Here is a 24,970-nt window from a genome sequence, read left to right as displayed (position 1 = left end):
TCATCTTATCGATAAACCGTCTTAAATCCGACACTGGATACCCTTACTCTCCCAGCTCAGCACTGTAGGCGATAATCTGGTCAACTGTGTCTGACAAGAACTGGATGGTATCACGAAGTGGTTTGTCTGTTGAGATATCCGCTCCGATAATCATGGCTGACTCAAGCGGTGTCTTACTTCCACCTGATTTGAGAAGATTGAGCCAATCTTCAGCTCCAGTTTCTGAATGTTTCAGATGAAGGTAACCCGCGGTCGAGATGACAAGTCCGGCTGAGTAGGTGTAGCTATACAAGCCCATGTAGTAGTGAGCCTGGCGCATCCAAGTCAAAGCCGCATCGTCGTCAATTTCAATGGCATCTCCCCAGAAATCCGTCAAGACTTCCTTCATAATGCTGTTAAGTTTGCTTGCTCCGAAGGTTTCTCCTTCTTCAATCAATGTATAAACCTTGCGCTGGAAGGCTGCTTCCAAGAGGTGGGTAATAAAGTTATGGAAGTAGGTGTCTGTCAAACGGTGAGCAAGGGCAAAGCGTTTTTGACGAGGGTCGTCAGACTGATGTTCCAAATAATCACTTAAAAGCAATTCATTGAAGGTTGATGGCGCTTCAACATAGTAGGTCGACATATGAGCATTAAAGTAACTTTGGTGATTGTCAGAAAAGATAAATTGACCAGAATGCCCGATTTCATGAATCAAGGTATAGACATCGCTCAAACGGCCTGTCCAGCTCATGAGGACATAAGGGTGCACGCGATATGGATCCGCCGCATATCCACCAGAATCCTTGCCACTATTGGCAGCGAAGTCCACCCAGCGCTCTTCTTGATAGCGAGCAACTTCCTGACAATATTCTTGTCCCAAAGGTTCTACTGACTTCATGACCAAATCATAGGCATCTTCAATGCTCACTTCAGGATTGAGGGCGCTATCCAAGTCCAATTTCCAGTCAGCGAAGGTCATCTTTTCAAGACCATTGACCTTGGCAACATGCTTGAGGTATCTCTGAGCCACTGGCGCAAAATCCTTCATGATGAGGTCAATCTGGCGGTCAAACATGGCACGATCTACTTCCTGCTCAGCTAAAAGATAATCAAAAACTGAGTCGTAGCCTTTCATATCTGCCAAGAGTTTTTCAGACTTGACTTGAGCTAGATAGGCTGCGGCTGCTGTATTTTGGTGCTTACGAAGTCCTTCTGAGAAAGAACGGAAGGATTTTTCACGAACCTCAGCGTCCTCGTGGTTTTGGTAGAAATTCTCATAAGTTACAAAGCTGTTTTTGTAGGTCTTGCCATGAGCTTCAAAGTCAGCCATTTCAAAATCCCCAGCACGCATCTTAGTATAGATGTCCTGTGGACTGTAGAAGACTTCCCCTAGGTTGGTCAAGGCCTTCTCTACGTCTGCCCCGAGATAGTGGGCTTTTTTGATTTTAGCCTGACGAATGGCTGCCGTCAAATGTGGCAGTTCACCCAAACGATCCAAGACTTCCTCATCTGCAGCGACTAAGGCATCGTCAAAGAAAGTCAAGGCTACACTGGCGTCTGTCTCAAATTCCATCCCAGCTTGGGCAATATTAGCAAAATCCTCATTGCTATAGTCCGTCGTCTGAGGCATAAAGGCATAATTGCCGATATGACTCATCTGGATATAGATTTGTTCCAATTCTGCAAAGGCCTTCTCTAAATCCTCAAAAGTATGAAGATTACCCTTGTAATCTCGGCTAAATTGATTGATGTCTTCGCGCGTTTTCTCGATTGCACGCAAGAAATCCTCACGGTCTTGGTATAGGGCTGTTAAATCCCAAAGTTCCTTTTCGGAAAATTCTGAACGGTGTTTTTGTTCCATTTTCTTCCTCTTATTTCTCTAATTCTAATAAAACACTAAGGGCTGATAAGGCGTAAAGTGGTGCTGTTTCTGCTCTTAGAATGCGGGGACCAAGTCCTGCCAAGACGGCTCCTTTGGCTTCAAAACTTTCGATTTCTGCAGGTGATAGACCGCCTTCTGGGCCAAAGATAAAGAGCAATTTAGCTCCTTTTTCAAGACCAGTGACTGCTTGCAGAAGCGCAGCGGCTTCTCCCTCTTTTGCTGATTCTTCATAAGCCACTACAATAGAGTCGAACTGGTCCAGCTGTGCTAGAAAATCTGCTTTTTTCTCGAAAAGCTGAATACTTGGGACCAGATTTCGCTTGCTTTGCTCTGCTGCTCCAAGGGCAATTTTTTCTAGTTTTTCGGCTTTCTTGCCCAATTTCTTGCCGTCCCACTTGGCAACTGACCAGTCAGCAGGAAAAGCCCAGATCTGGCCGGCACCAAGTTCGGTTACTTTTTGAGTGATAAACTCTAGCTTATCTCCCTTGGGAAATCCAGATGCAATGGTCACTTGGACTGGCAGTTCCACATTGTCAGCTAATTCTTTGATTAGCTCCAACTGACGAGCCTCCACATCTAGCACGCGCGCCAAACGCTTAATACCATCCTCAAAGACCAAGGTAACCTCATCATCTTCTTTCAAGCGCATAACCTGAAACATATGCTTGCTGGTTTCCTTGTCCTCAATGGTGACTGGCGAGGTAGCAATACCCTTGACAAAATACTGCTGCATGCTAGCCTCCAATCACACCTGAAATATCCTTAGTCTTCTTAAAGACGCAGGCATTCCATTCCCCTTGAATCATGTGGGTTTCAAGGAAAAATCCAGCTGACTCAGCCGAGTCGCGCACCATGTCCCACTTGTCCTTGATAATCCCACTCATTATCAGGTAACCTTCATCCTTGACCAAGCGATAAGCATCATCCGTCAGATGAATGAGAATATCCGCCAAGATATTAGCCACAATCACATCTGCCTCAATCTCCACACCCTTGAGCAAATCACCTGCCGCTACATGGATGTTTTCCATACCAGGGTTGAGCTCAATATTTTCCTGAGCGACTCGAACTGCCACATCATCCAAGTCATAGGCGAAGATCTCCTTGGCACCAAGCAACGAGCTGGCAATAGAAAGGACTCCTGAACCAGTACCCACATCTAGCACCGTTTCGCCACCACGGAGAACCTGCTCCAAGGCAAAGAGGCTCATCTTGGTCGTTGGATGGGTTCCAGTCCCAAAGGCCATACCAGGATCCAACTTGATAATCTTTTCTCCAGCAGTCGCCTCGTAGTCCGTCCAGGACGGCACAATGGTCAAGTCATGTGTGATACGAGCTGGTTCATAATATTTCTTCCAGTTGTCTGCCCAGTCTTCCTCAGCCAAGGCAGTCGTCCCCATCTTGACTTCTCCTAAGTCCATAAAATCTGCCAATTCTGCCAGACGTGCCTGCAAGTCTGCCTCAACCGTTGCTACATCAACCGTTTCGGGATAATAGGCTGTCACCACGATTTCTTCTTGCTGCTCGACCTCTGGGAAAATCTCACCAAATCGGTCCACATTTCCCACATAGTCCATACTATCCTCGATCGCAACACCTTGCGCTCCTAGCTCAATCAAGAGATTAGAGACCAGCTCCTCCCCCTCACGCTTCACTGTAACTTTTAACTCTTGCCATGTTTCCATCATTAAGATACCAAGCCCGTAAAACACAATGCCAAAATAGGAAACTCTCTGAAGACGATTGTGTCTAAGAGAAGTTTATCTTTTTGGCACAGTGTTTAGGGCGGGTTCAGTTTAGAAATGTAACCGAACCATCCTTTCTATTTGTCAATCAATTTTTTCATGTAAACCATATCCATACCTTCTTTTTCAGGCTCGATATGGGTTTGACGGTAGCCATTTTTCTCATAAAAGGCGACCATGCCCGCATCCTGTAATACCGTACACAAATCCCACTGTTTAATCGTCGGAAATTCCTTTTCCAGCAATCTCAATCCCCCAGAACCATAACCTTTTCCTTGATACTGGGGCAAAATCGCTGCCGTTCCCAACCAAGCATTCGTTAACTCTTCATTTGTCTGAACTCGTAAAAATCCGATATTTTCTCCATTTTCTTTCACAAAGTAGTAATAGCTATTGGGACGCTCAACCAATTTCCACTTGATTCGTTCACGATCCTCTAGATAGGGATCATACTCATCTTGGTATTTCTCATAGACCGCCTTAAAACTGGCTCTTTGAATCGCAATAATCGCTTCTAAATCCTCTGCTCCTGCTCGTTCTAGTCTAATCATAATTACTCTCCATATAATCCTTCACTCTATCCTGCAACTGGGGCACAACCTTATCTGAGCCAAGAAACTCCTCAACGCTCATCAGTCTATATCCCTGCCCTTCATCTCCAAAGACAATCTTGTAAAACTGTTCCTGAGTCAACTTTCCCACTAGAAAGACGGATTCCTTCCCCTCAAAAAGCATACTTGGGTACACCTTGCTCCAAAGCAGGCAATCTTCAGTCAGATGAATTCCTAGTTCTTCGTAAACTTCACGCGCCGCGCACTCAAAAGGACTTTCATCACCTTCTCGTCCGCCACCTGGCAATTCCCACATATTGGGCCAAGGAATGCTTGCCTTATCATCACGCAAGATAGTTAAAATCCTATCCTCACAAAAGAGGGCAATTTTGCAACCTGTAAAATCAGAAATTTCTATTTCCATATCAGACTCCTTCGGATAATTCTTTCTCCAACTCTGCTAACCAGTTTTCATAATAACGTTTCTCATCCCGCACCAAACGGCTGGTCACCATGTTTTGTCTAGCAATTTTTATAGCCTTGTCAGTCTGATCCATATCTTTCTTTACCAGAAATTGATACCAGGCTTGCATTATCTGCGTGTCTGCCATTTTTAGAGATAAGAAGGACTTGACTCCTCGATTACTTGCATATTCCTCTGCTTTCTCATGATCCCTTTCAAGCAAGGCAATTTGAAGAAGGTATAATTGGGAAAGAGTTTGAGACATCGGATTGTCTGTTTTATCTAATAAAGACTGAAAGTGTTTTTTGGCAGTCTCTATCTGACCATCGAATATGAAAACTAGTCCCTGAAAAATCTGAATGCTTTCAGCAAAACTCCCTCTCACATCCTCATCAACAGGAATGATAAAGTCTTTCAAATCATACTCTTGAGGAGCTAGCAAGGTCTGAGCAGAATGCCTCAACACCGAGTAGGCGTATTTGGTATTTTCAGGATGTTGTAGCAATTCCCAAATTTTTGCTCCATCGGTAATCCCAACTGGCTTAGCATTGATGAGAAGAAAAGATACATTTAGGCAAATCCAAGTAGCCGCAAAATACCAGCTTCTTGTCAAAAATCCATACAATATCGCCAATAAAATCAAGCTAAGATGAACTATCAAGCCACCTGCAAGCATCAAGATGATTCTTTGATCACTTTCATCTTCTTTCAATCCAATATACTGAGCACCAACATTTTTCAGAACGGCTGTTCGACTAAGAGAAAACTTGCCTGACCTTTTGGTCAAAAGAAAATTCCCTAATCCAAAAGCCACCAGTCGATAGCCTGTCAGGTAACCGCAGACTGCGTGCCCCAGCTCATGAAGGATAAATATCAGATAAATGCTGAAAAAAGTAAATAGATAGCCTGGAACAAAGACTAACGAGAAATCTAACTCTTTAAAGGCAATCGTCCCAAAAACAAATCCCAGCATCAAAAAAACAAAGGACAGACCAGAAATACAAGACAAGACTATTTTCTTCATATACTTTCTCCCCTAGTCTCTAGTATCTCGGATAAGGATAAAATTCTCCTTCTTCCAAGCCGACTTTTCCTTCTTCAAAGACTTCTTGGTTCCATTCCATGACGAACTCTTCTGCTTCTGGGTCTTCCAAAAAGTCCATAAGCGCATCCAGCCCAACCTCTGCAGTGTCTTTGAGGAATAGCGCAAAATAAGCTAGAAACTCACGAGAAAAACCTTTTTTAGGTAGGTAAGGGATAACTGTCAAATAGTCTTCCTCATTGACTGTTGACTTGGCAGGATTGTAGAAAAGGACTGCTTCTTCAAAGAGAATGTCGTCTGATGAGACCTCTCCGTCCTCGTCTAGCATCTCTACTCCCGCAGCATTTTGTGCTTCCAATAAAAAACTCACTTCAACTGCATGATTGCGCTTGTCCCAGCTAATCTCAAAGTCAAAGGGAAAGTTCTTGTCCAATTCTTCCTCTAAAACATCTAAAAATCCGTATGTTGCCATTTTGTCCTCTTTCTATGCGACTCTTAAATCGCCCCGATTACTCGGAAATATGCTAAAATAGATACTACCATCTTACCACATATACATCAGAAAATCCATGTTAGAAAGGACTGCTATGCCAGACAATCTCGCGCTTCGCATGCGCCCAAAAACTATCGACCAGGTCATCGGTCAGGAGCATCTGGTCGGACCAGGAAAAATTATCCGTCGCATGGTGGAAGCCAATCGTCTGTCCTCCATGATTCTCTACGGACCTCCAGGTATTGGCAAGACCAGTATTGCCTCTGCCATCGCTGGAACGACCAAGTATGCCTTTCGGACCTTTAATGCGACAGTCGATAGTAAGAAGCGACTTCAAGAAATCGCTGAAGAGGCTAAATTCTCTGGTGGATTGGTCCTACTACTGGACGAGATCCACCGACTAGATAAAACCAAGCAAGACTTTCTCCTTCCCCTCTTAGAAAGTGGTCTGGTCATCATGATTGGGGCGACGACTGAAAATCCTTTCTTTTCTGTCACTCCAGCCATTCGTAGCCGTGTTCAGATTTTTGAGTTAGAACCCTTGTCCAATCAAGATGTTAAACAAGCCCTGCAAATTGCCATCAGCGACCCTGAAAGGGGATTTGACTTCCCAGTTGAGCTAGATGAGGATGCGCTGGATTTCATCGCAACCTCTACAAATGGAGACCTGCGTTCTGCCTTTAACTCGCTGGATCTGGCTGTTCTCTCTACTCCCGAAAATGACAAGGGCATCCGCCATATCACACTGGATATCATGGAAAACAGCCTGCAGAGGAGTTACATTACCATGGATAAGGATGGGGACGGTCACTACGATGTCCTCTCAGCCCTGCAAAAGTCTATCCGTGGCTCGGACGTTGATGCCAGTCTCCACTATGCTGCCCGCTTGATTGAGGCTGGGGATCTTCCTAGTCTCGCTCGTCGCTTGACCGTTATCGCCTATGAAGATATCGGTTTGGCCAATCCTGAAGCTCAAATCCATACTGTAACTGCTCTAGATGCTGCTCAAAAGATTGGCTTCCCAGAAGCTCGCATCCTCATCGCCAATGTCGTGATTGATTTGGCACTTTCACCCAAGTCCAACTCAGCCTATGTGGCGATGGACAAGGCCCTTGCTGATCTCAAAACATCAGGGCATTTGCCTATCCCTCGACACCTGCGCGATGGCCACTACAGCGGAAGCAAGGAACTTGGGAATGCGCAAAACTATCTCTATCCGCACAACTATCCTGGAAACTGGGTCAAGCAAGACTATCTGCCAGAAAAAATCAAAGACCAGCGCTATTTCACTCCGGAAGATACTGGCAAGTACGAACGGGCCTTGGCGCAACGCAAGGAAACCATTGATAAATTACGGGACTTGTGAAATCCTTTTCAAATAATTGCATTTTCCTCTTGATTTTTTTTGAAAAAGTGGTATCATATAAACATAGAAACGCTGTGGTGTACGACTTCACACTTAAGTGTTGACCGACTATTTTTTGTATTATTAGGGAAACAAAAGTCTTCTAACAGCATGTAGGCCGTCTCACACGGAAACAGCTTCAGTTAGAGCGAGTTGCCCACCTGCTTAATTGCGCGGGTTCAATACAAACCGTGAAGTTTCGGCACCAATACAGCTTTTTCTTTGCCTCCTTAGCTCAGTTGGTAGAGCAGTAGACTCTTAATCTATGGGTCGCAGGTTCGAGCCCTGCAGGGGGCATCTAAACAACAGGAAAAAGCCTTGATTTACAAGGCTTTTTTGTTTGTCTATAACTGATTTGCCCTACATTTAAATCTATCTTTTCTTTTTGAATCAAATTACATCTTAACAAATAGTGTAAAGCCAGTTACTTTTGCTTTGATGCCATACAATATTTTCATGTAGAGAAGACAAATTTTATCTTCTCTTTTTATTTTCAAAATGATAAAAACTGATTTTCTTTTCATGAATCAGACTGAAACTTCCAAATTGTTTATTTATTTTATTGACATTTTCTATAAAAATAAGTACAATAGTCTTATTATCAAACTATACTATACTATATAGGGGGTATTGAAATGAAATTTTCTAATCGTTTACTGCTATTCCTTGCAGGAGTTGTTTTTGTCCTTTTAGGACTTTTCCTATTTACAAACCCAGTAGCTAATCTTGTTGCTTACAGCTGGTGGATTTCATTTGGTTTACTGGTTTCTTCTATAGCAGCTATTTTAGGCTATTTCTCTGCACCAAAAGAGCTTCGCTCACCTGTTTATCTTTTCCAAGGATTTGTTAGTCTTCTCTTAGCTCTTTACCTCGTTGCTTATGGCTTTGTGACCCTGCCGGTCGTCATTCCGACCATTGTAGGAATTTGGTTAATTGTAGAAGCCATTATTGCTTTCTTTAAAGGCAATCGTCTAAGATTGATTTTCCCTATTATTGGTAGCAATATCATGTGGGTAGCCTTGCTTGAATTTTTACTAGGTCTAGTGATTCTGTTCAATCCAGTGGCTACAGGTGTCTTTGTCGTTTATGTCATTGCCTTTTCATTTTTAGTTACTGGCTTCACCTACATTATTGAGGCCTTTCGTAAATAGTCTAGTTGCTATTTCTATCGCATTCAAAAAAGCTGGGAAATCATATTCTCAGCTTTTTCGTCTCTTTAATTATCACTTTTTCGCATTCCATTCTACGTAGAAATTTGTTTTTCCATTTTATTCTCCAATTTGATCTCGCACTGACATTTATTTATAACAAAACTATATATCTAGAATAGCATAATCATTAGGTATTATAGGTTTTCAAACAAAATACGAGTCATTCGTTTTTGCCCCGCTTTTGCCCCATTTTTAAATCCTGACATTGAAAATACCTAAAAGTATTTCCCTAAAATCAGCTATATTTCAACATTTTTGTTTATTTTCAATATGAAAAGTTCTTACAAATCCATGCAGGGGGCATCTAAATACAACAGGAAAAGCCTTGGAACTCAAGGCTTTTTTCACTTGTCTAAGTAAGATTTGTCCCACATTTGTTTATCAACTTCCTTTCTAGACATCTTTAATCTTAAGACACTCTTCAAAAAAATTTTTCTTAATTTAAAACAAAAGTCTTGCTTTTCTTTTTATTTATGTTATACTTATTCTTGTATCTGATACAGGTTTATAAAAAGGAGTTCAGATGGATACAAAATTCTCAGTTGCTTTGCATATCTTAACAATGATTAGTGAAAGCAAGGAAACCTTAAGTTCTCAAGCACTAGCTATTAGTGTTGGGACTAACGCTAGTTACATTCGAAAAGTAATTGCCTTATTGAAAAATGCAGATTTGATTCATTCCCATCAAGGAAAAACGGGTTATCAACTCAGTAAGTCTCCAAAGAAAATGACTTTACTAGAGATCTACTATGCTACTCAAGAAATCAAACATATTAGTTTATTTCCTGTTCATCAAAATAGTAATCCTGATTGTCCCGTTGGAAAACATATCCAAGGAGCAGTTTCACCGCTTTTCGCTAGTGCCGAATCTCAATTAGAGAAGGAATTAGCAAATCAAACTTTAGAAGATGTCATTGACAATTTATATAAACAAGTCCGGAACTGATTTGATAGCAAGTCAGTTTTTATCGGAAACAACACATACTTGTATTAGATACAAGTATATGAAATCACATTAAAAAGAAAAGAGAAATCACATGAAAGTCGCTCAACACACTACTTATAATAAAAACAATATCACACTGAACATCATAGAAATCGCTAAACCAAGCATTACAGACAAACAAGTTTTGGTCAAAGTCTCCGCAGCTGGTGTTAATCCTCTGGATAACATGATTTCCCGAGGAGAAGTCAAGATGATCGTACCTTACAAACTCCCACAAACTGCGGGTAATGAAGTGGTCGGTATCATTGAAGAGACCGGAAGACAAGTCAAAAACCTCAAAGTTGGAGACCGAGTTTTTGGACGTCTCCCACTCGACCACATCGGTGCCTTTGCAGAATACGTTGCTGTCGATAGCCAAGCCTTAGCCAAGGTTCCAGACTATCTTTCAGACGAGGAAGCCGCTGCTGTTCCGCTTACTGCCTTGACCATTATGCAAGCCTTGGAACTCATGGATGCTCAAGCTAGCAAGACAATCTTTATCTCTGGTGGTACAGGCGGTGTCGGTGGAATGGCCATTCCGATTGCTAAGGCTAAAGGTTTGAAGGTCATTACCAATGGGGCTGGAGATAGCGCTGAGCGTGTATTGAACCTAGGAGCAGACCGCTTTATCGATTACAAAACAGAGGATTATACAAAAAATGTTAGCCAGGTTGATTATGTCCTCGATACTCTCGGTGGAGCTGAAACTGAAAAACAAATGTCTATCATGAAAAAAGGTGGTCACCTTGTTTCTCTCCGTGCTATGCCAAACGGTGACTTTGCCAAACGTATGAATCTGCCAGAATGGAAACAGATTATTCTCGGCTTAGCAGGTCGTAAATTTGATAAGATGGCTGACAAATACGGTGTCCACTACCATTTTATCTTTGTAGAAAGCAACGGCGCTCAATTACAAGAGGTAGCTGACCTCTTTAGTAAATTAGAAATCAAACCCTCTATCGATACAGTTTATCCATTTGAAGAAGTGAATAGCGCCTTAGACAAGGTCGCTAATGGTCGCTCGCGTGGAAAAACAGTCCTCAGCTTTAAGAAATAAAAAGGAAAACACAATGTCATATCTTACAACTAAAAATCAATACATCACTGTCCAAGGAAATCAAATTGCCTATCGCGAACTCAGTAAAGGCAAATCAAAACTACCTCTTCTGATGCTGGTCCATTTGGCAGCAACTCTAGATAACTGGGATCCAAGACTATTAGACTTGATTGCTGAAAAGCACCATGTCATTGTAGTCGATCTTCCTAGAGTAGGAGCCAGCCAGGGAAAAGTTGCTTCGACGATTCCTGGAATGGCTGAGCAGACAATTGCCTTTATTCAAGCCCTTGGTTACGATAAAATCAACCTCCTAGGTCTTTCAATGGGAGGTATGATTGCACAAGAAATTGTCAGAATCAAGCCTAATCTAGTCAACCGTCTCATCTTGGCAGGAACAGGACCTCGAGGTGGAAAAGAGATCGATAAGGTAACAGGGAAAACATTTAAGTATATGTTTAAAGCTGGACTCGAGCGCATCGACCCTAAACGCTATATCTTCTATAATCATGATGAACAAGGGAAAATTGAAGCTTTGAAAGTTCTAGGACGAATGGGTATGAGAACAAAGGAATTTGCGGATAAAGACATGAACGTATCAGGATTCCTAACTCAACTCAAAGCTATTAAAGGTTGGGGGAAAGATCCTCAAGACGATCTAACATTTATCACTCAACCAACCTTAATCGTCAACGGGGACAAGGATATGCAGGTTCCAACGGAAAATTCCTATGACATGCATGAGAAAATCGAAAATAGTAAGCTGATTATCTATCCAAATGCAGGGCACGGTTCGATCTTCCAATATGCAGACGAATTTTCAAAAGAACTCATTACTTTCTTGGAGGACTAAGATGGTCAAAACGATTCTGATTACAGGTGCTACTGACGGTATTGGGAAACATTTGGCAAAGAAACTGGCCAGTGAAGGTCATCAGATCATCCTCCATGGTCGAAACCCTCAAAAACTTGAGTTGGCGCTTCAAGAGGTTCGGGCAGTTTCCTTGAGAGGCAGAGTTTCTAGTTACCTTGCAGATTTTTCAAAATTAGACGATGTTTATCGATTTGTGGAAGAAATCAAGCGAGACTTTCAAAGTATCGATGTCTTGTTTAACAATGCAGGACTGTATGCAGGAAAAGAACGAAAAGCGAGTGCTGAAAATGTCGAGTTGACTTTTATGTTATCCGTTCTCATTCCCTATATGTTAACAACTGAGCTAAGCCCCTTGTTAGAAAAAGCGCCTGACGGTCGTATCATTAATACCTCCTCCTATATGCATCATTTTGCCAAGGTCAAGGATTTAGACTTTGGATTTGAGAACAATTATAATCCCGGATTGGCCTATAATAATTCTAAACTTTACACTATTTGGATGACACGCTATCTAGCCAGAAAGTTCTTCTTAAGAGGTTCAAACATCACCATCAATTCTTACCATCCAGGTTTAATTTCAACCAACTTGGGGAATGATTCCAGTGATGAAAAAACGAAAAAGTCTCTCTTTGGACGCCTGATGAAATCTTTTTCAAAAGATTTAGATGAGGGAATTAAAACAGGCTACTACCTCACCTTATCAGAAGAAGTCACTGGTTTGACAGGCTACTATTTTGATGATAAAACTGTCAAAACAGTTTCTGAAAAAGGTTATACTTTTGAAAGATCTCAGGATTTAATCGCTTATTGCAATGATAAGATTGAGATGTTTCAAAATAAGTCCACAATATCTTAACTTTATTATGACTCGACTATCAAGAAAAAGATGATATCAAAACTTATCTATTTTCTATATCCTAAATAATTTGCCCCACTTTTGCCACGTTTTGAAATAATCACATTCAAAATTATTCCAAGTATCTTCCAAAAATCGTTTATATTTCAACATTTTTGGTTAGTTTCAAGATGAAGATTTCTTAAAAATGCTTGCAGGGCATTTAAATACAACAGGAAAAGCCTTGGAGTCAAGGCTTTTTTGTTATTCTTAGTTACTCGTCTAATCGAATAAACATCATTGCGTTAAGCAAAGAGATGAGAGCGACTGTATTGACATTATTGGAATAGATCAGTCTCTTATTTTCAATAGGAGGAATAATAAAATTAGAAATAATGATGTCGTAAGGTGATTCCTTTAGAGCATCAAGTGATAACTCTAATTCACTCCAAACTTCCAGTTCAAAATTGTTGCTGCAATAGTAAGAAAGTGTCTCAGCTACTGATTTTGCATGATACTGATCAAAATTACTCATGACCAAAACCTTTAATTTCGGTTGATTTTGTAAAAGATTTAGCACCAAGTGTTTGCTATGAGTGATAAAAGTATAAGACAAATGATTGACCTTCATTGAACTATCATCCATTTCCAAAGTCTTTAGATAATGTTCCATTCCTTCCTTCACCTCTGAAACAAAGCGAGGGAAAATATTTTGAAAGTTCTTGATTGTATTACCTTTTTGATCAAATAGGATAAACTCTGTCGATAATTCCTGACGATGCAGATGTGCCGTATTATGCAGATGCCAAATCAGATTGTCTCTATTGTCTACTTGAAGATTATAGTCTCTTGATACCTGATCTACTAGATCTCCCAATAACTGATACGATTTTTTTACATAACTGTCTGTTTTTGCATGGTTCAGAAATACTTCTTCATCTATGAAAAACATTTTTTGAAAATAGGATACAAACAGTTGACCTATCACTTCTATATTCAATGAGATATGATATTCAGAATCAAAGCTGGCTACAATCTCTTCGATTTCTTCTGCCTGCATGAAAGATTCCAACAATTGATTGTTAAAAGAATTTTTCTCAACTTCCAAGAAATGACCAAACTTTATTCGGTATAAATTTGTTACGAGGAGTAACTTTAACATTCGTTGAGTGGCGAAATTGACTGGAAATGCAGTTTCTTTATAGACCAGTGCCAACAGCTTACACAAAGGTTCTACAGAAAAATCTTCAAAGGGCCATTCGAGGAAATAATATTTCTCTGAAAAATATTGGGCAAAAAAGTAACGGATATCGATTTCATTTCCAGTGATTCGAACTGGATTGAGGCTAATTTCAAAACGATATTGCTTCTTAATAATTTTATTAATATGACTGATGATACGGTAAAGAGAGGAAGAACTGATATAAAACTCTTTGCAAATATTCTCTTTATCACATCCTTCATTGAAGAAGACAAATTCTAATATTGAAAAGTGAGTTGAATGCTTAAAAAAATGATGATAGATCATTTCAATATCACTATCGTCAGTATTTATGATACGGATACCATTTGTCGAGGAATGAAATAGCAAGTCAGGAAAAGAAGATCTGACATGGGATAAGTCATCTTTTACAGAACGTTCTGCACAGTGCAATAATTCTGCTAGTTCTGAAATATGAAACCAGCGTTTGTTTTCAAATAGTAATTCTAATAATTCTAATTGTCTGTGACTTTTTTTCGATAATAAATCTCTCATGAATAGCTTTTCTCTCTTTGTAATAAACTAAAGGATTGCCTATCAATCTTCATGCAATTATACCATATAGAGTGCATTTATCCTCTTACAACGACTTTTGCTTGTCATCAAAAGACTAGTCTAATCACTTAGAAACTCAGTAGCACCAAGATTTTCTTATTTATTTGTACCTATGGTGTATTTTTATAATACGTAATCTAAGACAAATTATTATCCTTCCATATTTAAATATTATATAATTAATTTAATCAAAGAAATTGATTTTCTGAAATTGATTCTTTGATTTAGAAATAGAAAAGGAGGATACACTATGTTGTGGTCCATTATTGTAGGAGGTCTTATTGGTCTCGCCGCTGGTGCAATCACTAAAAAAGGTGGTTCAATGGGAATAATTGCAAATATCTTTGCAGGGCTTATCGGTTCATCTGTAGGACAATCTCTTCTCGGAAGCTGGGGACCTTCATTGGCTGGGATGGCTATTATTCCATCAATCGTAGGTGCTGTGATTGTTGTTGCAGTCGTTTCATTTCTATTTGGTAAAAAATAAGCATTACCTAATAAGAAATTAAAAGTGATAAGCCATAATTTTGAATACTGTAGACGGGTAAAATTATGGTTTAAAGCTTTTCAATTGAAAGGATTTAATATGTCAAAATCAAAGAAAATATTGTTACTTATTTTCTGTATCTTAATCTTGACTATTTTCCTTCCTATTCTCATAGATTATCATCAGGTCAGTGATTTAGATATCCACTTATTCAGTTGGAGAGAACTCTACGCTGAATTTATGATTGCTAGATATGTCTTTTGGGGGACACTTGTCCTATCTGTTTTAGTGTTAATTTCAATGCTAGTAATACTCTTCTATCCTAAACAGTATTTAGAGATTCAATTAGAGACTCAAGAAGATACATTAAAACTAAAAAATTCAGCTATCGAAGGCTTTGTTCGATGTTTGGTCATTGATCATCAGTTGATCAAAGAACCAACAGTCCATGTAAATAGCCGCAAAAATAAATGTTTCGTTTATGTTGAGGGCAAAATTCTTCCTTCAGAAAACATCTCAAATCGATGTCTTGTCATCCAGAATGAAATAACTCATGGATTAAAGCAGTTCTTTGGTATTGAACGTGAGGTAAAACTTGAAGTTAAAGTGAAAGAATTTGAACCTCCAAAAACGACCAAAAAGACTGTTAGTCGTGTAAAGTAAGGAAGTAAAAAATGGAATGGTTTAAAAAATATCAGTATCCAATTATTGCAGGTCTAGTAGGTGTCATTCTCGCTTGCTTTATCTTATCCTTTGGCTTTTTCAAAACACTATTTGTGTTAATCTGTGGAGGTTTAGGAGCATTTGCTGGATACTATGTTAAGGAAAAATATTTAAATAAATAAAGGAGTCTCGTATGTCAAACGTAGATAAAAATGTAGATAAAAAAGATGTTGCTGTTGTTTCTCAAAATGTCAAAGGGGAACTCACTTATGAAGACAAAGTAATCCAAAAAATCATTGGTCTTTCGCTTGAAAAAGTACCTGGACTTTTGGATGTGGATGGAGGATTCTTCTCTAATCTAACAGAAAAAATTATCAATACAGATAATGTCACTCATGGTGTCAATGTTGAAGTTGGGAAAGAGCAAGTTGCAGTTGACTTGAACATTGTTGTTGAATACCAAAAGAATGTCCCTGCTTTGTACAAAGAAATCAAAGATGTTGTCGTATCACAAGTTACAAAAATGACGGATCTAGAAGTTGTTGAAGTCAATGTGAATGTTGTTGATATCAAAACGAAGGAACAGCATGAAGCAGATTCAGTTAGCCTTCAAGATCGAGTAACTGACGTGGCTTCTTCAACAGGAGAATTTGCTTCAGAACAATTTGAAAAAGTGAAATCTGGTATCGGTTCAGGTGTTGCTGCTGTTCAAGAAAAAGTAGGCGAAGGTGTTGAAGCCGTTAAAGGCGAAACAAAAGAAAATGCTCGCGTACACTAATTCATCTAATCAAAATCAATCAATTTAAAGGAGGCAGAATCATGTCAACAGAAGAAAAATTAAACCAAGCAAAAGGTTCCATTAAAGAAGGTGTCGGCAAAATGATCGGCGATGAAAAAATGGAAAAAGAAGGAACAGCTGAAAAAGTTGTTTCTAAAGTAAAAGAAGTTGCTGAAGATGCAAAAGACGCTGTCGAAGGCGCTATTGAAGGTGTTAAAAACATGCTTCACAAAGACGAAAAATAAGGCTAAACGTTAATTGACCTTTTCATTATAGTAGTCAAAAAGAGGACCGTAAATGTCCTCTTTTTTGTAGATCGGATTCTAAACCCGCTTCCCATTTTTCGTTAAAAGAGATTCTTAACAGGAAAAGCCTTGGAATCAAGGCTTTTTTGTTTACTTAAAATAATATCTCCCTTTTAAAGAAAGAACATTTAAAAGCTTACACACTACTAGACGTGCTTACTTATCCACCACCTGAGCCTCAAATTGGGCTGGCTGGTTGTCTACATTGGTAATGGTTATCGTGTAGGGCTTGTTATTGGTGGCATCAAACACTTTTTCACCTTGGTAACTCACAACAACTCCATCTTTTTCTAAATAAATATCTGCTTGATTGTTTGGAAGTTCTTCATCCTCCTCATCGAAACCATGGCTTTTTGTAATTTTTTGTCCCTCTACTTCATAGTAAACATCACCATTACTCTCACTCCAAACACTAGAGCCAGTTAATTTAATTCTGCTTGAATCATTTTTCTTCAAGATGAAGATTGAATAGTATTCCAAATCTTGCGTTCTGGGATTTACTCTTAAGTTGACGGATTGACCTGGTTGAAGAGTGTATTTGCCATAGTTCAAAACGGAAAAGACAAACCAGACTAGCAGCAAACTATACAAGACTCCTATAATCGTTCGTGAGCGCCTACTCTTAAACAAACGTAAAAGTAACACAAAAGAGACAATAAAGAGCAATTCTGTAAACATTCTTGTCCCTCCTTTCTCATTATCGTTGAAATCCTAAACAGAATCTCGCCTCCATTTCTCACTAGTAACATCAACCATACAAAGTCTGATACATCTTATCTAGAAAAGCTTTCAACTCTTTTCGAACAATCTTTAATAAGCGTTCTTCTTCGGCTTGAGATATCATCACACTTTCTTTATTTTGATTACTAATATAAGAATAGTATCTACGTTTTAGGGTTAATTGCTTATCTAAAATATAGTAGGCATTTATTTTTTCCTCATTTACCATTGTTTCAAATATAACAGAGACTTCATCCCTGCCAGGATTCAACATTTTCAAATCAATGTCTCCTTTTATCCCTATGGAGTCAATTCCTCCATCCAAGCGAATGGCACCGTCGGGAGGAACGACATAGCCTGCTTTACGAATGTCAGACGCATATCTCCCTGAATCCGTTAAATGTTTTAAGACGGCTATAGTGTCCTTTTCTTCAAAGGAGGTCTTTAATTGGAACCGTTCTTGGTGGCTTTGATACTGAGAATAAAGATTGATACCAACAACTAGGGCAAGTACAGAAGCGAGCAAGATTCGTATTTTTCTAGGTCTCGACATGTCTATCTCCTCTATCTAAGAAATCATAGAAGTCTTGTTTCTAACTTTGAAAGATAACTTCCTTTTCCTTGAAAATCCTTGGGACTCTAGCCCCATGTGACTGCTATCTGCCCTTTTTCATGATGTATTTTCGTATAGGTACTTCAACCATTTGAACGATTTCAAATCCTGCTTTTTGGTAAAGCTTGTAAGCTGTTTGATTTGCCTCGTAGACATTTAGAGAAATAGTGTCTATGTCTTCATTTTCAAAGGCCAAACTAACAAATTTTCTTAAAGCCTGGCTACCTAAGCCTTGCCCCTGCTTCTGAGGGTTGATAAAAAATCTCCCGATATGAAGATTCCTGTCTTCTAGCCTGATTTTCTGGATAAGCCCCACAAACTCTTGTCCATCAAAGATTGAAAAAATTCCTTCCAAATCTTGCAAGACTTGAATTGTTAAGGGAAAAGGAATCATTGTTCCCATCCATTGTTCTTGAAAGGATTTGCCAAGGGAGTTGGACCATTGGCATACGTGCTGAGCATTTTCTGTGCTCACATTTTCTTCAAAACGAATCATCATCTTGACCTCACCATCTTATCAATGTTTCTTTATTATACTACTTCTCCTATTTTTTACGAATAGATAAGTATGATTGATCTTTATTTTTTTCTTGTCGGGAGCATTCTCGCTTCTTTCTTGGGTTTGGTCATTGACCGTTTTCCTGAGCAATCCATTATCCGACCAGCTAGTCACTGCGATTCCTGTCAGACTCGCTTGCGTCCGTTGGATTTGATTCCTATCCTCTCGCAGGTATTTAATCGCTTTCGCTGTCGCTACTGCAAGATTCGTTATCCATTCTGGTATGCCCTCTTTGAACTCGGCTTAGGAATCCTCTTTCTAGCTTGGTCTTGGGGATGGATTTCCTTGGGTCAAATCATCCTCATCACTGCTGGCCTGACCTTAGGAATCTATGACTTTCGCCATCAGGAATATCCCTTGCTGGTCTGGATGACTTTCCACCTAATCCTCATGGCTTTCTGTGGTTGGAATCTAGTCATGGTCTTCTTCATTATCCTTGGAATCATGGCTCATTTCATAGATATCCGCATGGGTGCAGGGGATTTTCTCTTTCTGGCTTCTTGTGCGCTCGTCTTTAGCGTGACAGAATTACTCATCTTGATTCAGTTCGCTTCTGCGGCAGGCATTCTGGCCTTTCTCCTGCAAAAGAAAAAGGAAAGACTTCCTTTCGTGCCTTTCCTCTTACTTGCTGCAACTATAATAATTTTCTATCAGTTCTTATTAGTTTGTTGAATTGGGAACCCAAAGCTCAACTTCTGCATCCATGGGATTACCGTTTAAAAGTATTTCTAAGATAATTCCATCATTGTAAAGCGAACTATATTCTCCCTCAAAAAAGTTATCCTCCAATTTATCAAACAAGAGTCTTGATTTATCACCACTGGCTGAGCTTACTAAATAATCTTTCTCTGGGACAAGAATGCTTTCGTAACCTGCCACAGCATTATTTGCCGCAACTCCTGCGTAGTATTGTATACCATCTTTATGAGGAACTATCAAAGCATAGCCTCTTTTATCTAGAGAATGGGGCATCAATTTTCCTAGCATTCCTTCTTTAAATAACTGAGTATAGAATGCCGTTTTCTCTTTAGAATAGTGATGTTCATGAACTGTAGTTCCTTCTATCAAAATACTCTTGCCAACTAAGGTAAACGATGGTTTAGTTTGATGTTTCATTATATGAACTCCTTTCTTTATGGTATAATCATAACAAAAGTAATATGACAACTATCTGTCATATTTAAGGAGAAAATTATGAAAATCGACCGTCAAATGGGAATCATTTCTCATTTAGTAAATCAACGAAAAACAACAGCTAAAGAACTATCAGAACTTTTTAAAGTCAGTACCCGAACTATTATGAGAGATATTGATGATTTATCTCTTGCAGGCATTCCTCTCTATGTAATGAAAGGAAAAAACGGAGGAATTTTTCTTATGGAAGACTTTCAAACTGATAAACCTCCCTTGACTCAATCCGAACGACTTTCAATCGAATCTGGTTTAAAAAGCCGTTATCAAGTATTGGAAGATACCTCTACTTTCAATGCTATATTGAAATTAAATGCTACCAATACATACTCTGATTTCGAAATTGATTTGTCTCTATCTCAAGGGAACTTGGAAATCCGAACTTTGATTTTTAAGTTATTGGAAGCTATCAGAGGTAGAGTAAAAATAAAATTTTCCTATATTAATTCACAAGGACTGGTGAGTCAAAAAAATTGTGAGCCTTACCGTATTGTCTATAAGGACCGGAGTTGGTATATGGATGCCTACGAAACTGATAAAGCGCGTTTTTCTGTTTTTAAAGTTGCTAGAATTAGTAAACTTACTCTCTCCGATACTTTTTCAAAAAGACATTTTACACCACTTCCCTATGATGGTGGTGCTTGGATGAATGAAAACAAAGTACCTGTCATCCTGCATGTCCAGAAAATTGTTCTTGATCGATTTGTCGAACTCTTAGGCTATAATGCCATAAAACCTATTAATAGCGATATTTACGAGATTACTTATCCGTTAAACGACAATGATTGGGGATACAATACCTTGCTTGCTTTTGGAAAATACATCACTGTTATATCTCCTAAGCATTTCCTGAAACATTTCACCAACTATATAGATACCATTCATAAGCAATACCCAAACTAATAATCAACTGTCATTCATGAACGTATACCCTCAAAAGAAAAAGGAAAGACTTCCTTTCGTGCCTTTCCTCTTACTTGCTGCTTGTGTGATTATTTTTGGTAAGCTACTGCTTGTTTGATAAAGTCCTCAATCGGCTCTCCTTGGTGGAGAGCTTTTACAATTTTCGAACCGACGATAACGCCATCTGACACCGCATTAAAGCGTTCTACATCAGCCTGACTTGATACACCAAATCCTGTCAAGACAGGAATATCGGCTACTTGATGCAGTTGCGCCAAGTGCTTGTCCAAGTCTGCACGGTAATTGCCAGATTTCCCTGTCACCCCATTGATGGCAACGGCATAGACGAAGCCTTCTGCCCCTGCAATCAACTCTTTTTGACGCTCAAGTCCTGTGGTCAAGCTAACTAGGGGAATCAAGGCGATATCTGTGTCTACCAAAAAGGGCTCTACAAAGTTGGCATGCTCATGAGGCAGGTCTGGGATAATCAAGCCCTTAACTGCTGTATCTGCCAGATCTTTGACAAATTTGTCCACACCGTACTGAAAAAGGGGGTTGAAGTAGGTCATGATGACCAGTGGCACCTCAGTCTGAATAGTTTTCAAGGTTTCAACCAAAGCCTGGGTAGAAGTCCCATGAGCTAGACTGCGCAAGCCTGCTTCTTCGATCACAGGTCCATCTGCAACAGGGTCTGAAAAGGGAATGCCCACTTCAATAGCTGAAACACCCAAATCTTCTAAAAAGTGGATTGTTTCAGCGAGACCATCCAGACCTTTCTCATGATCTCCGGCCATGATATAGGGAACGAAAATTCCTTTTCCAGCTGCTTTAATAGCATCCAATTTTTCTGTTAGTGTCTTAGGCATGAGCTTCTCCCTTCTTTGCTGCATCTGCTTCCAAGCGGTCTTTAACTTGAACCACATCCTTGTCCCCACGTCCAGATAGGCAGACAATCATAGACTTGTCTGGTCCGAGTTCTTTAGCCAATTTCACTGCAAAAGCGATAGCATGGCTAGATTCCAAGGCTGGGATAATCCCTTCCACACGAGACAAGAGTTGGAATCCTTCCAAGGCTTCCTCGTCTGTCACAGGGACATAGTTGGCACGTTTGATATCGTGGTAGTGAGAATGTTCTGGACCGATACCAGGATAGTCCAAACCTGCTGAAATAGAGAAGGCTTCAAGAATTTGACCATGCGCATCTTGGAGTACATCCATGAGGGAACCGTGAAGGACACCCGGACGACCCTTGGTCAAAGTTGCTGCGTGGTGCTCTGTATCCACACCAAGTCCTGCTGCTTCAGCTCCATACATGGCTACTGACTCATCTTCCACAAATGGATGGAAGAGACCGATGGCATTGGAACCACCACCAACACAAGCTACTAGGGCATCTGGTAAATCTTGACTTGTCAAGTCACGGTACTGTTGTTTAGCCTCTCGCCCGATGACACTTTGGAAGTCACGAACGATTTCTGGGAAAGGATGAGGCCCCAAGGCAGAACCAAGGATATAGTGGGTATCATCAATATTTGCCACCCATGAACGAAGGGCTGCATTGACTGCGTCCTTAAGCACGCGCGAACCATCTGTCACGGCCTCAACCTTAGCTCCCAAAAGCTCCATACGAAAGACATTAAGGGCTTGGCGTTTGACATCTTCCTCACCCATGTAGATGGTACATTCCATGTTAAAGAGTGTCGCAGCTGTTGCAGTTGCCACACCATGCTGACCAGCACCCGTTTCAGCGATAATTTTCTTTTTACCCATACGTTTAGCCAGAAGAACTTGTCCTAAGGCATTGTTAATCTTGTGGGCCCCTGTATGGTTGAGGTCTTCCCGTTTGAGGTAAATCTTGGCTCCGCCAATATGCTGGGTCAAGTTTTTTGCGTAGTAAAGAGGAGTTTCACGTCCTACATACTGGCGTAAAAGCTGATTTAATTCCTCTTGGAAACTGGGGTCTGCTTGACTTTCTCGGTAGGCCTTCTCCAACTCCAAAACTGCCGTCATCAATGTTTCTGGGACGAAACGTCCGCCGAATTTTCCGTAAAATCCATCTTTATTTGGTTCTTGATATGCCATGCTTTACCCTCTCTATAAATCTTCTAATCTTTTCCTGATCTTTTTGTCCATCTATCTCCACTCCACTTGATACATCTACTGCATAGGGAGTAAAGTGTTGAATTGCTTTTACTACATTATCTTCATTAAGCCCACCTGCGATAAAGAAGGGCTGAGCTAGTCCTGTCGTATCCAGTTGACCCCAGTCAAAGGTCTGGCCACTCCCAGCCACAGGGGCATCAAAGAGTAGATAATCTGCCTGAGAATTGGACACATGTCCATTTCTATCCACCTGCACCGCCTGAATGCTGGCACAAGGTAAATCCTCAAACAAATCATCCCCTACATGACCATGAACTTGAACCAAGTCCAAGCCAACTTTTTCAATCGCTTTTAGCAGTTCTGCTCGACTTGGTGAAACAAATACACCAACCTTTTTAACGTTGACAGGAATGAGCTTTGCTAGCTCAGCAGCCTGTTCCAAGGTCACCTGCCTTTTACTAGGTGCGAAGACAAAACCGATGTAATCCGCACCTGCTGATACGGCTGTCTCTACCGCTTCTTTGGTCGATAGTCCACAAATCTTAACCTTTGTCAATCTGCAACTCCTTGATTCTCTGAGCTACATCTTCTGCCTGCATCAGAGCTGTCCCAACTAAAATTCCGTTAAAGAATGGTGCTAGTCGTTTTGCATCCTGCCCTGTGAAAATAGCAGATTCAGAAATGTAATAGCGACCTTCCTTAAAGTACTGGGCCAAGTCTACACTGGTCTGCAAGTCGACTTCAAAGGTGGTCAAGTTGCGGTTATTAACCCCAATAATCTCAGCACCAAGTCTGTGGGCTACCTCTAGTTCAGCTAGATTGTGAGTTTCCACCAAGACTTCCAGACCAAGCTCTGTCGCGTAGTCATACAGTTCCTTGAGGCGTTCTTCTGACAAGGCAGCCACGATGAGCAAGATAACTGTCGCGCCGGCATTGCGAGCGCGGATGATTTGTTTTTCATCGATGATAAAGTCCTTGTTGAGCGTCGGAATCTCTACTTGACTGGAAATCTCCCGTAGATAATCCAAATGCCCTTTAAAGAAAATCTCATCTGTCAAAACCGAAATCATCACTGCTCCGTTCGCTTCATAAGTCTGGGCCTGTTGCACAATATCCACATCGAGATTGATATCTCCCAGACTAGGGCTAGCCTTCTTGACTTCAGCGATTACCTGTAAACGATCTTGGTGATTCTTCAAAAATTCAGCTAGGCGATAGGTCTGGCGTAGGGGCTGGATTTCCTCCAGTTCCATCTGCTTGACCTCACGCGCCTTCTGCTCCAAGATTCGTGCTAAAAATTCCTGACTCATTTTTGGTACTCCTGTAACAGTCTGAGTTTTTCAAGGGCCTTGCCACTAGCAATCACTTGACGAGCCAAGGCAACTCCTTCCTTGATACTAGCTACCTTACCATTGGCATAGAAACCAAGACCAGCATTCAAGACTGTCGTTTCCAAGAATGGACTTGGTTGGTTTTGAAGAACGCTGAGCAAAATTTCTGCATTTTCCTGAGCATTGCCACCACGGATATCTTCGATAGCGTAGCGTTCCATCCCCAAATCCTCTGGAGTGAAGCTTGACAAGGTGATTTCGCCATTTTCAAGAAGAGCAATCTTGGTTGTTCCGTTCAAGCCAGCTTCATCAAGACCTTCTGGTCCAGCAACCACAACTGCACGTTTGCGACCCATATTTTTCAATACCTGAGCTGTACTTTCTAGCAGTTCTGGACGACTAATACCAAGAAGCTGTGTTTCCAAAGCCATTGGGTGAATCAGTGGACCAGTCAAGTTCATGATCGTTGGAATTCCTAGTTCCAAACGAGCGGGCATGATGTACTTCATAGCTGGGTGCATATTTTTAGCAAAGAGAAAGACGATTCCAGTTTTATCGAAAACCTTACCTAGTTCAGCTGGTTTGAGGTCAAGATTGATACCCAATGCTTGAAGGACATCTGCCGAACCCGATTTAGAAGAAATCGAACGGTTACCGTGCTTGGCCATATGAATACCGCCACCAGCCAAGACAAAGGCTGCAGTTGTTGAGATGTTAAAACTGAAGGACTTGTCCCCACCTGTACCACAGTTGTCCATAGCATCATGAATTTCAGTTGGAATGTGTTGGGCATGCCCTCTCATGACTTGTGCAATGGCTGTGCGTTCTTCAGGTGTTTCCCCCTTCATCTTAAGGGCCAAGAGGAGAGAAGCAATCTGCGCTTCGGTTACACGCCCAGTTACGATACGCTCGATGACATCCGTCATTTCCACACCTGATAAATTTTCAAATTTTGCTAATTTTTCAATAATCTCTTTCATCC

The 24,970-nt window shown here is 40.5% G+C and carries 30 protein-coding genes, 1 tRNA gene and 1 pseudogene; 15 read left to right on the top strand and 17 right to left on the bottom strand.

The genetic code is table 11. The features are described 5' to 3' along the window. Positions 1–43: 43 nt before the first annotated feature. From pepF to DG474_RS02570, 7 genes are all read right to left on the bottom strand, one after another. Entirely contained in the window at positions 44–1,840 is a 1,797-nt protein-coding gene (pepF, locus tag DG474_RS02600; protein ID WP_255778737.1) for an oligoendopeptidase F, read from the bottom strand. A 10-nt stretch (positions 1,841–1,850) separates the two neighbouring features. Then, on the bottom strand, positions 1,851–2,594 hold the full coding sequence (locus tag DG474_RS02595; RefSeq protein ID WP_255778736.1) for a 16S rRNA (uracil(1498)-N(3))-methyltransferase: 744 nt from the start codon (positions 2,592–2,594) through the stop codon (positions 1,851–1,853). A gap of 1 nt (position 2,595) precedes the next feature. Continuing rightward, positions 2,596–3,546 carry a 50S ribosomal protein L11 methyltransferase gene (gene prmA, locus DG474_RS02590; RefSeq protein WP_304665708.1) on the bottom strand — a complete coding sequence of 317 codons (951 nt, stop codon included), beginning with the start codon at positions 3,544–3,546 and terminating at the stop codon, positions 2,596–2,598. Positions 3,547–3,683: 137 nt separating this feature from the next. Continuing rightward, positions 3,684–4,157 (bottom strand): GNAT family N-acetyltransferase, encoded by a 474-nt coding sequence (locus DG474_RS02585; RefSeq protein WP_255778734.1) that lies wholly within the window; start codon positions 4,155–4,157, stop codon positions 3,684–3,686. Continuing rightward, entirely contained in the window at positions 4,150–4,581 is a 432-nt protein-coding gene (locus tag DG474_RS02580; protein ID WP_255778733.1) for an NUDIX hydrolase, read from the bottom strand. Before DG474_RS02580 ends, DG474_RS02585 begins: the two co-directional genes overlap by 8 nt. Before the next feature lies 1 nt (position 4,582). Further along, a complete protein-coding gene (locus tag DG474_RS02575) occupies positions 4,583–5,644 on the bottom strand; it encodes a site-2 protease family protein (RefSeq protein ID WP_255778732.1) in 1,062 nt (353 codons plus the stop codon). 19 nt (positions 5,645–5,663) lie between these two features. Further along, positions 5,664–6,134 (bottom strand): DUF3013 family protein, encoded by a 471-nt coding sequence (locus tag DG474_RS02570; protein WP_049505623.1) that lies wholly within the window; start codon positions 6,132–6,134, stop codon positions 5,664–5,666. A 115-nt stretch (positions 6,135–6,249) separates the two neighbouring features. Between DG474_RS02570 and DG474_RS02565 the strand changes: the two genes are divergently transcribed. The 7 genes from DG474_RS02565 (at position 6,250) to DG474_RS02535 (ending at position 12,540) form a co-directional block, all read left to right on the top strand. Continuing rightward, on the top strand, positions 6,250–7,521 hold the full coding sequence (locus tag DG474_RS02565) for a replication-associated recombination protein A (RefSeq protein ID WP_049505622.1): 1,272 nt from the start codon (positions 6,250–6,252) through the stop codon (positions 7,519–7,521). A 263-nt stretch (positions 7,522–7,784) separates the two neighbouring features. After that, positions 7,785–7,857 (top strand) — tRNA-Lys (locus DG474_RS02560). 338 nt (positions 7,858–8,195) lie between these two features. After that, positions 8,196–8,711: an HdeD family acid-resistance protein gene (locus DG474_RS02555; protein ID WP_003004261.1), complete on the top strand. Its 516-nt coding sequence runs from the start codon at positions 8,196–8,198 to the stop codon at positions 8,709–8,711. A 583-nt stretch (positions 8,712–9,294) separates the two neighbouring features. Beyond that, positions 9,295–9,717 carry an Rrf2 family transcriptional regulator gene (locus DG474_RS02550; RefSeq protein ID WP_255778730.1) on the top strand — a complete coding sequence of 141 codons (423 nt, stop codon included), beginning with the start codon at positions 9,295–9,297 and terminating at the stop codon, positions 9,715–9,717. Positions 9,718–9,808: 91 nt separating this feature from the next. Continuing rightward, the gene (locus tag DG474_RS02545) at positions 9,809–10,813 is read left to right on the top strand and encodes an NADP-dependent oxidoreductase (protein ID WP_255778729.1); all 1,005 of its coding nucleotides are present in this window, start codon (positions 9,809–9,811) and stop codon (positions 10,811–10,813) included. A 13-nt stretch (positions 10,814–10,826) separates the two neighbouring features. Further along, complete coding sequence (locus tag DG474_RS02540) at positions 10,827–11,663, top strand: alpha/beta fold hydrolase (RefSeq protein ID WP_255778728.1); 837 nt, start codon at positions 10,827–10,829, stop codon at positions 11,661–11,663. Position 11,664: 1 nt separating this feature from the next. After that, the gene (locus DG474_RS02535) at positions 11,665–12,540 is read left to right on the top strand and encodes an SDR family NAD(P)-dependent oxidoreductase (RefSeq protein ID WP_255778727.1); all 876 of its coding nucleotides are present in this window, start codon (positions 11,665–11,667) and stop codon (positions 12,538–12,540) included. A 253-nt stretch (positions 12,541–12,793) separates the two neighbouring features. Here the strand turns inward: DG474_RS02535 and DG474_RS02530 are convergent, their stop codons facing one another. After that, complete coding sequence (locus tag DG474_RS02530; protein ID WP_255778725.1) at positions 12,794–14,275, bottom strand: AcpB/EbpR/MafR family transcriptional regulator; 1,482 nt, start codon at positions 14,273–14,275, stop codon at positions 12,794–12,796. 310 nt (positions 14,276–14,585) lie between these two features. On the opposite strand from DG474_RS02530, the gene DG474_RS02525 reads away from it, so the two are divergent. The 5 genes from DG474_RS02525 to DG474_RS02505 all read left to right on the top strand — a co-directional run bounded on the left by DG474_RS02525 (position 14,586) and on the right by DG474_RS02505 (position 16,508). Continuing rightward, positions 14,586–14,822 carry a GlsB/YeaQ/YmgE family stress response membrane protein gene (locus DG474_RS02525; RefSeq protein ID WP_042768735.1) on the top strand — a complete coding sequence of 79 codons (237 nt, stop codon included), beginning with the start codon at positions 14,586–14,588 and terminating at the stop codon, positions 14,820–14,822. 99 nt (positions 14,823–14,921) lie between these two features. After that, positions 14,922–15,485: an alkaline shock response membrane anchor protein AmaP gene (gene amaP, locus DG474_RS02520; RefSeq protein WP_255778724.1), complete on the top strand. Its 564-nt coding sequence runs from the start codon at positions 14,922–14,924 to the stop codon at positions 15,483–15,485. Between the two features lie 11 nt (positions 15,486–15,496). Next, on the top strand, positions 15,497–15,667 hold the full coding sequence (locus DG474_RS02515; protein WP_045616759.1) for a DUF2273 domain-containing protein: 171 nt from the start codon (positions 15,497–15,499) through the stop codon (positions 15,665–15,667). Positions 15,668–15,678: 11 nt separating this feature from the next. Next, positions 15,679–16,263: an Asp23/Gls24 family envelope stress response protein gene (locus DG474_RS02510; protein WP_125422050.1), complete on the top strand. Its 585-nt coding sequence runs from the start codon at positions 15,679–15,681 to the stop codon at positions 16,261–16,263. Positions 16,264–16,304: 41 nt separating this feature from the next. After that, complete coding sequence (locus DG474_RS02505) at positions 16,305–16,508, top strand: CsbD family protein (protein WP_000102421.1); 204 nt, start codon at positions 16,305–16,307, stop codon at positions 16,506–16,508. Positions 16,509–16,724: 216 nt separating this feature from the next. On the opposite strand, the gene DG474_RS02500 is transcribed toward DG474_RS02505, so the two are convergent. From DG474_RS02500 to DG474_RS02490, 3 genes are all read right to left on the bottom strand, one after another. Then, the gene (locus DG474_RS02500; RefSeq protein WP_000493727.1) at positions 16,725–17,246 is read right to left on the bottom strand and encodes a hypothetical protein; all 522 of its coding nucleotides are present in this window, start codon (positions 17,244–17,246) and stop codon (positions 16,725–16,727) included. A gap of 70 nt (positions 17,247–17,316) precedes the next feature. Further along, positions 17,317–17,841: a thiol-disulfide isomerase gene (locus DG474_RS02495; protein WP_125414323.1), complete on the bottom strand. Its 525-nt coding sequence runs from the start codon at positions 17,839–17,841 to the stop codon at positions 17,317–17,319. 103 nt (positions 17,842–17,944) lie between these two features. Further along, complete coding sequence (locus DG474_RS02490) at positions 17,945–18,400, bottom strand: GNAT family N-acetyltransferase (RefSeq protein WP_084881661.1); 456 nt, start codon at positions 18,398–18,400, stop codon at positions 17,945–17,947. 69 nt (positions 18,401–18,469) lie between these two features. On the opposite strand from DG474_RS02490, the gene DG474_RS02485 reads away from it, so the two are divergent. Beyond that, positions 18,470–19,132, top strand: coding sequence for a prepilin peptidase (locus DG474_RS02485; RefSeq protein WP_084881660.1), 663 nt, complete (start codon positions 18,470–18,472; stop codon positions 19,130–19,132). On the opposite strand, the gene DG474_RS02480 is transcribed toward DG474_RS02485, so the two are convergent. Next, positions 19,121–19,576, bottom strand: coding sequence for an effector binding domain-containing protein (locus tag DG474_RS02480; RefSeq protein WP_000682684.1), 456 nt, complete (start codon positions 19,574–19,576; stop codon positions 19,121–19,123). The genes DG474_RS02485 and DG474_RS02480 overlap by 12 nt on opposite strands. Before the next feature lie 78 nt (positions 19,577–19,654). On the opposite strand from DG474_RS02480, the gene DG474_RS02475 reads away from it, so the two are divergent. Together DG474_RS02475 and DG474_RS09595 are read left to right on the top strand one after the other, a co-directional pair. Then, positions 19,655–20,554 carry a helix-turn-helix transcriptional regulator gene (locus tag DG474_RS02475; RefSeq protein ID WP_084881659.1) on the top strand — a complete coding sequence of 300 codons (900 nt, stop codon included), beginning with the start codon at positions 19,655–19,657 and terminating at the stop codon, positions 20,552–20,554. Between the two features lie 31 nt (positions 20,555–20,585). After that, positions 20,586–20,672, top strand: a pseudogene (locus DG474_RS09595) (prepilin peptidase); the annotation flags it as partial. On the opposite strand, the gene trpA reads toward DG474_RS09595, so the two are convergent. The 5 genes from trpA to trpD are packed head-to-tail and all read right to left on the bottom strand — an operon-like array spanning position 20,644 to position 24,968. Then, a complete protein-coding gene (gene trpA, locus DG474_RS02470; protein WP_255778723.1) occupies positions 20,644–21,420 on the bottom strand; it encodes a tryptophan synthase subunit alpha in 777 nt (258 codons plus the stop codon). The pseudogene DG474_RS09595 and the gene trpA overlap by 29 nt on opposite strands. Then, complete coding sequence (gene trpB, locus DG474_RS02465; RefSeq protein ID WP_255778722.1) at positions 21,413–22,636, bottom strand: tryptophan synthase subunit beta; 1,224 nt, start codon at positions 22,634–22,636, stop codon at positions 21,413–21,415. Before trpB ends, trpA begins: the two co-directional genes overlap by 8 nt. Beyond that, positions 22,614–23,213: a phosphoribosylanthranilate isomerase gene (locus tag DG474_RS02460; RefSeq protein WP_255778721.1), complete on the bottom strand. Its 600-nt coding sequence runs from the start codon at positions 23,211–23,213 to the stop codon at positions 22,614–22,616. The genes trpB and DG474_RS02460 overlap by 23 nt, the downstream gene beginning before the upstream one ends. After that, complete coding sequence (gene trpC / locus DG474_RS02455) at positions 23,200–23,967, bottom strand: indole-3-glycerol phosphate synthase TrpC (RefSeq protein WP_255778720.1); 768 nt, start codon at positions 23,965–23,967, stop codon at positions 23,200–23,202. The genes DG474_RS02460 and trpC overlap by 14 nt, the downstream gene beginning before the upstream one ends. Continuing rightward, positions 23,964–24,968 (bottom strand): anthranilate phosphoribosyltransferase, encoded by a 1,005-nt coding sequence (gene trpD / locus DG474_RS02450; RefSeq protein WP_255778719.1) that lies wholly within the window; start codon positions 24,966–24,968, stop codon positions 23,964–23,966. The genes trpC and trpD overlap by 4 nt, the downstream gene beginning before the upstream one ends. Positions 24,969–24,970: the final 2 nt, after the last annotated feature.

It is taken from the genome of Streptococcus oralis (genome assembly GCF_024399415.1).
Taxonomy (GTDB): domain Bacteria; phylum Bacillota; class Bacilli; order Lactobacillales; family Streptococcaceae; genus Streptococcus; species Streptococcus oralis_CS.
This window is presented reverse-complemented; position numbering and strand designations above follow the sequence as displayed.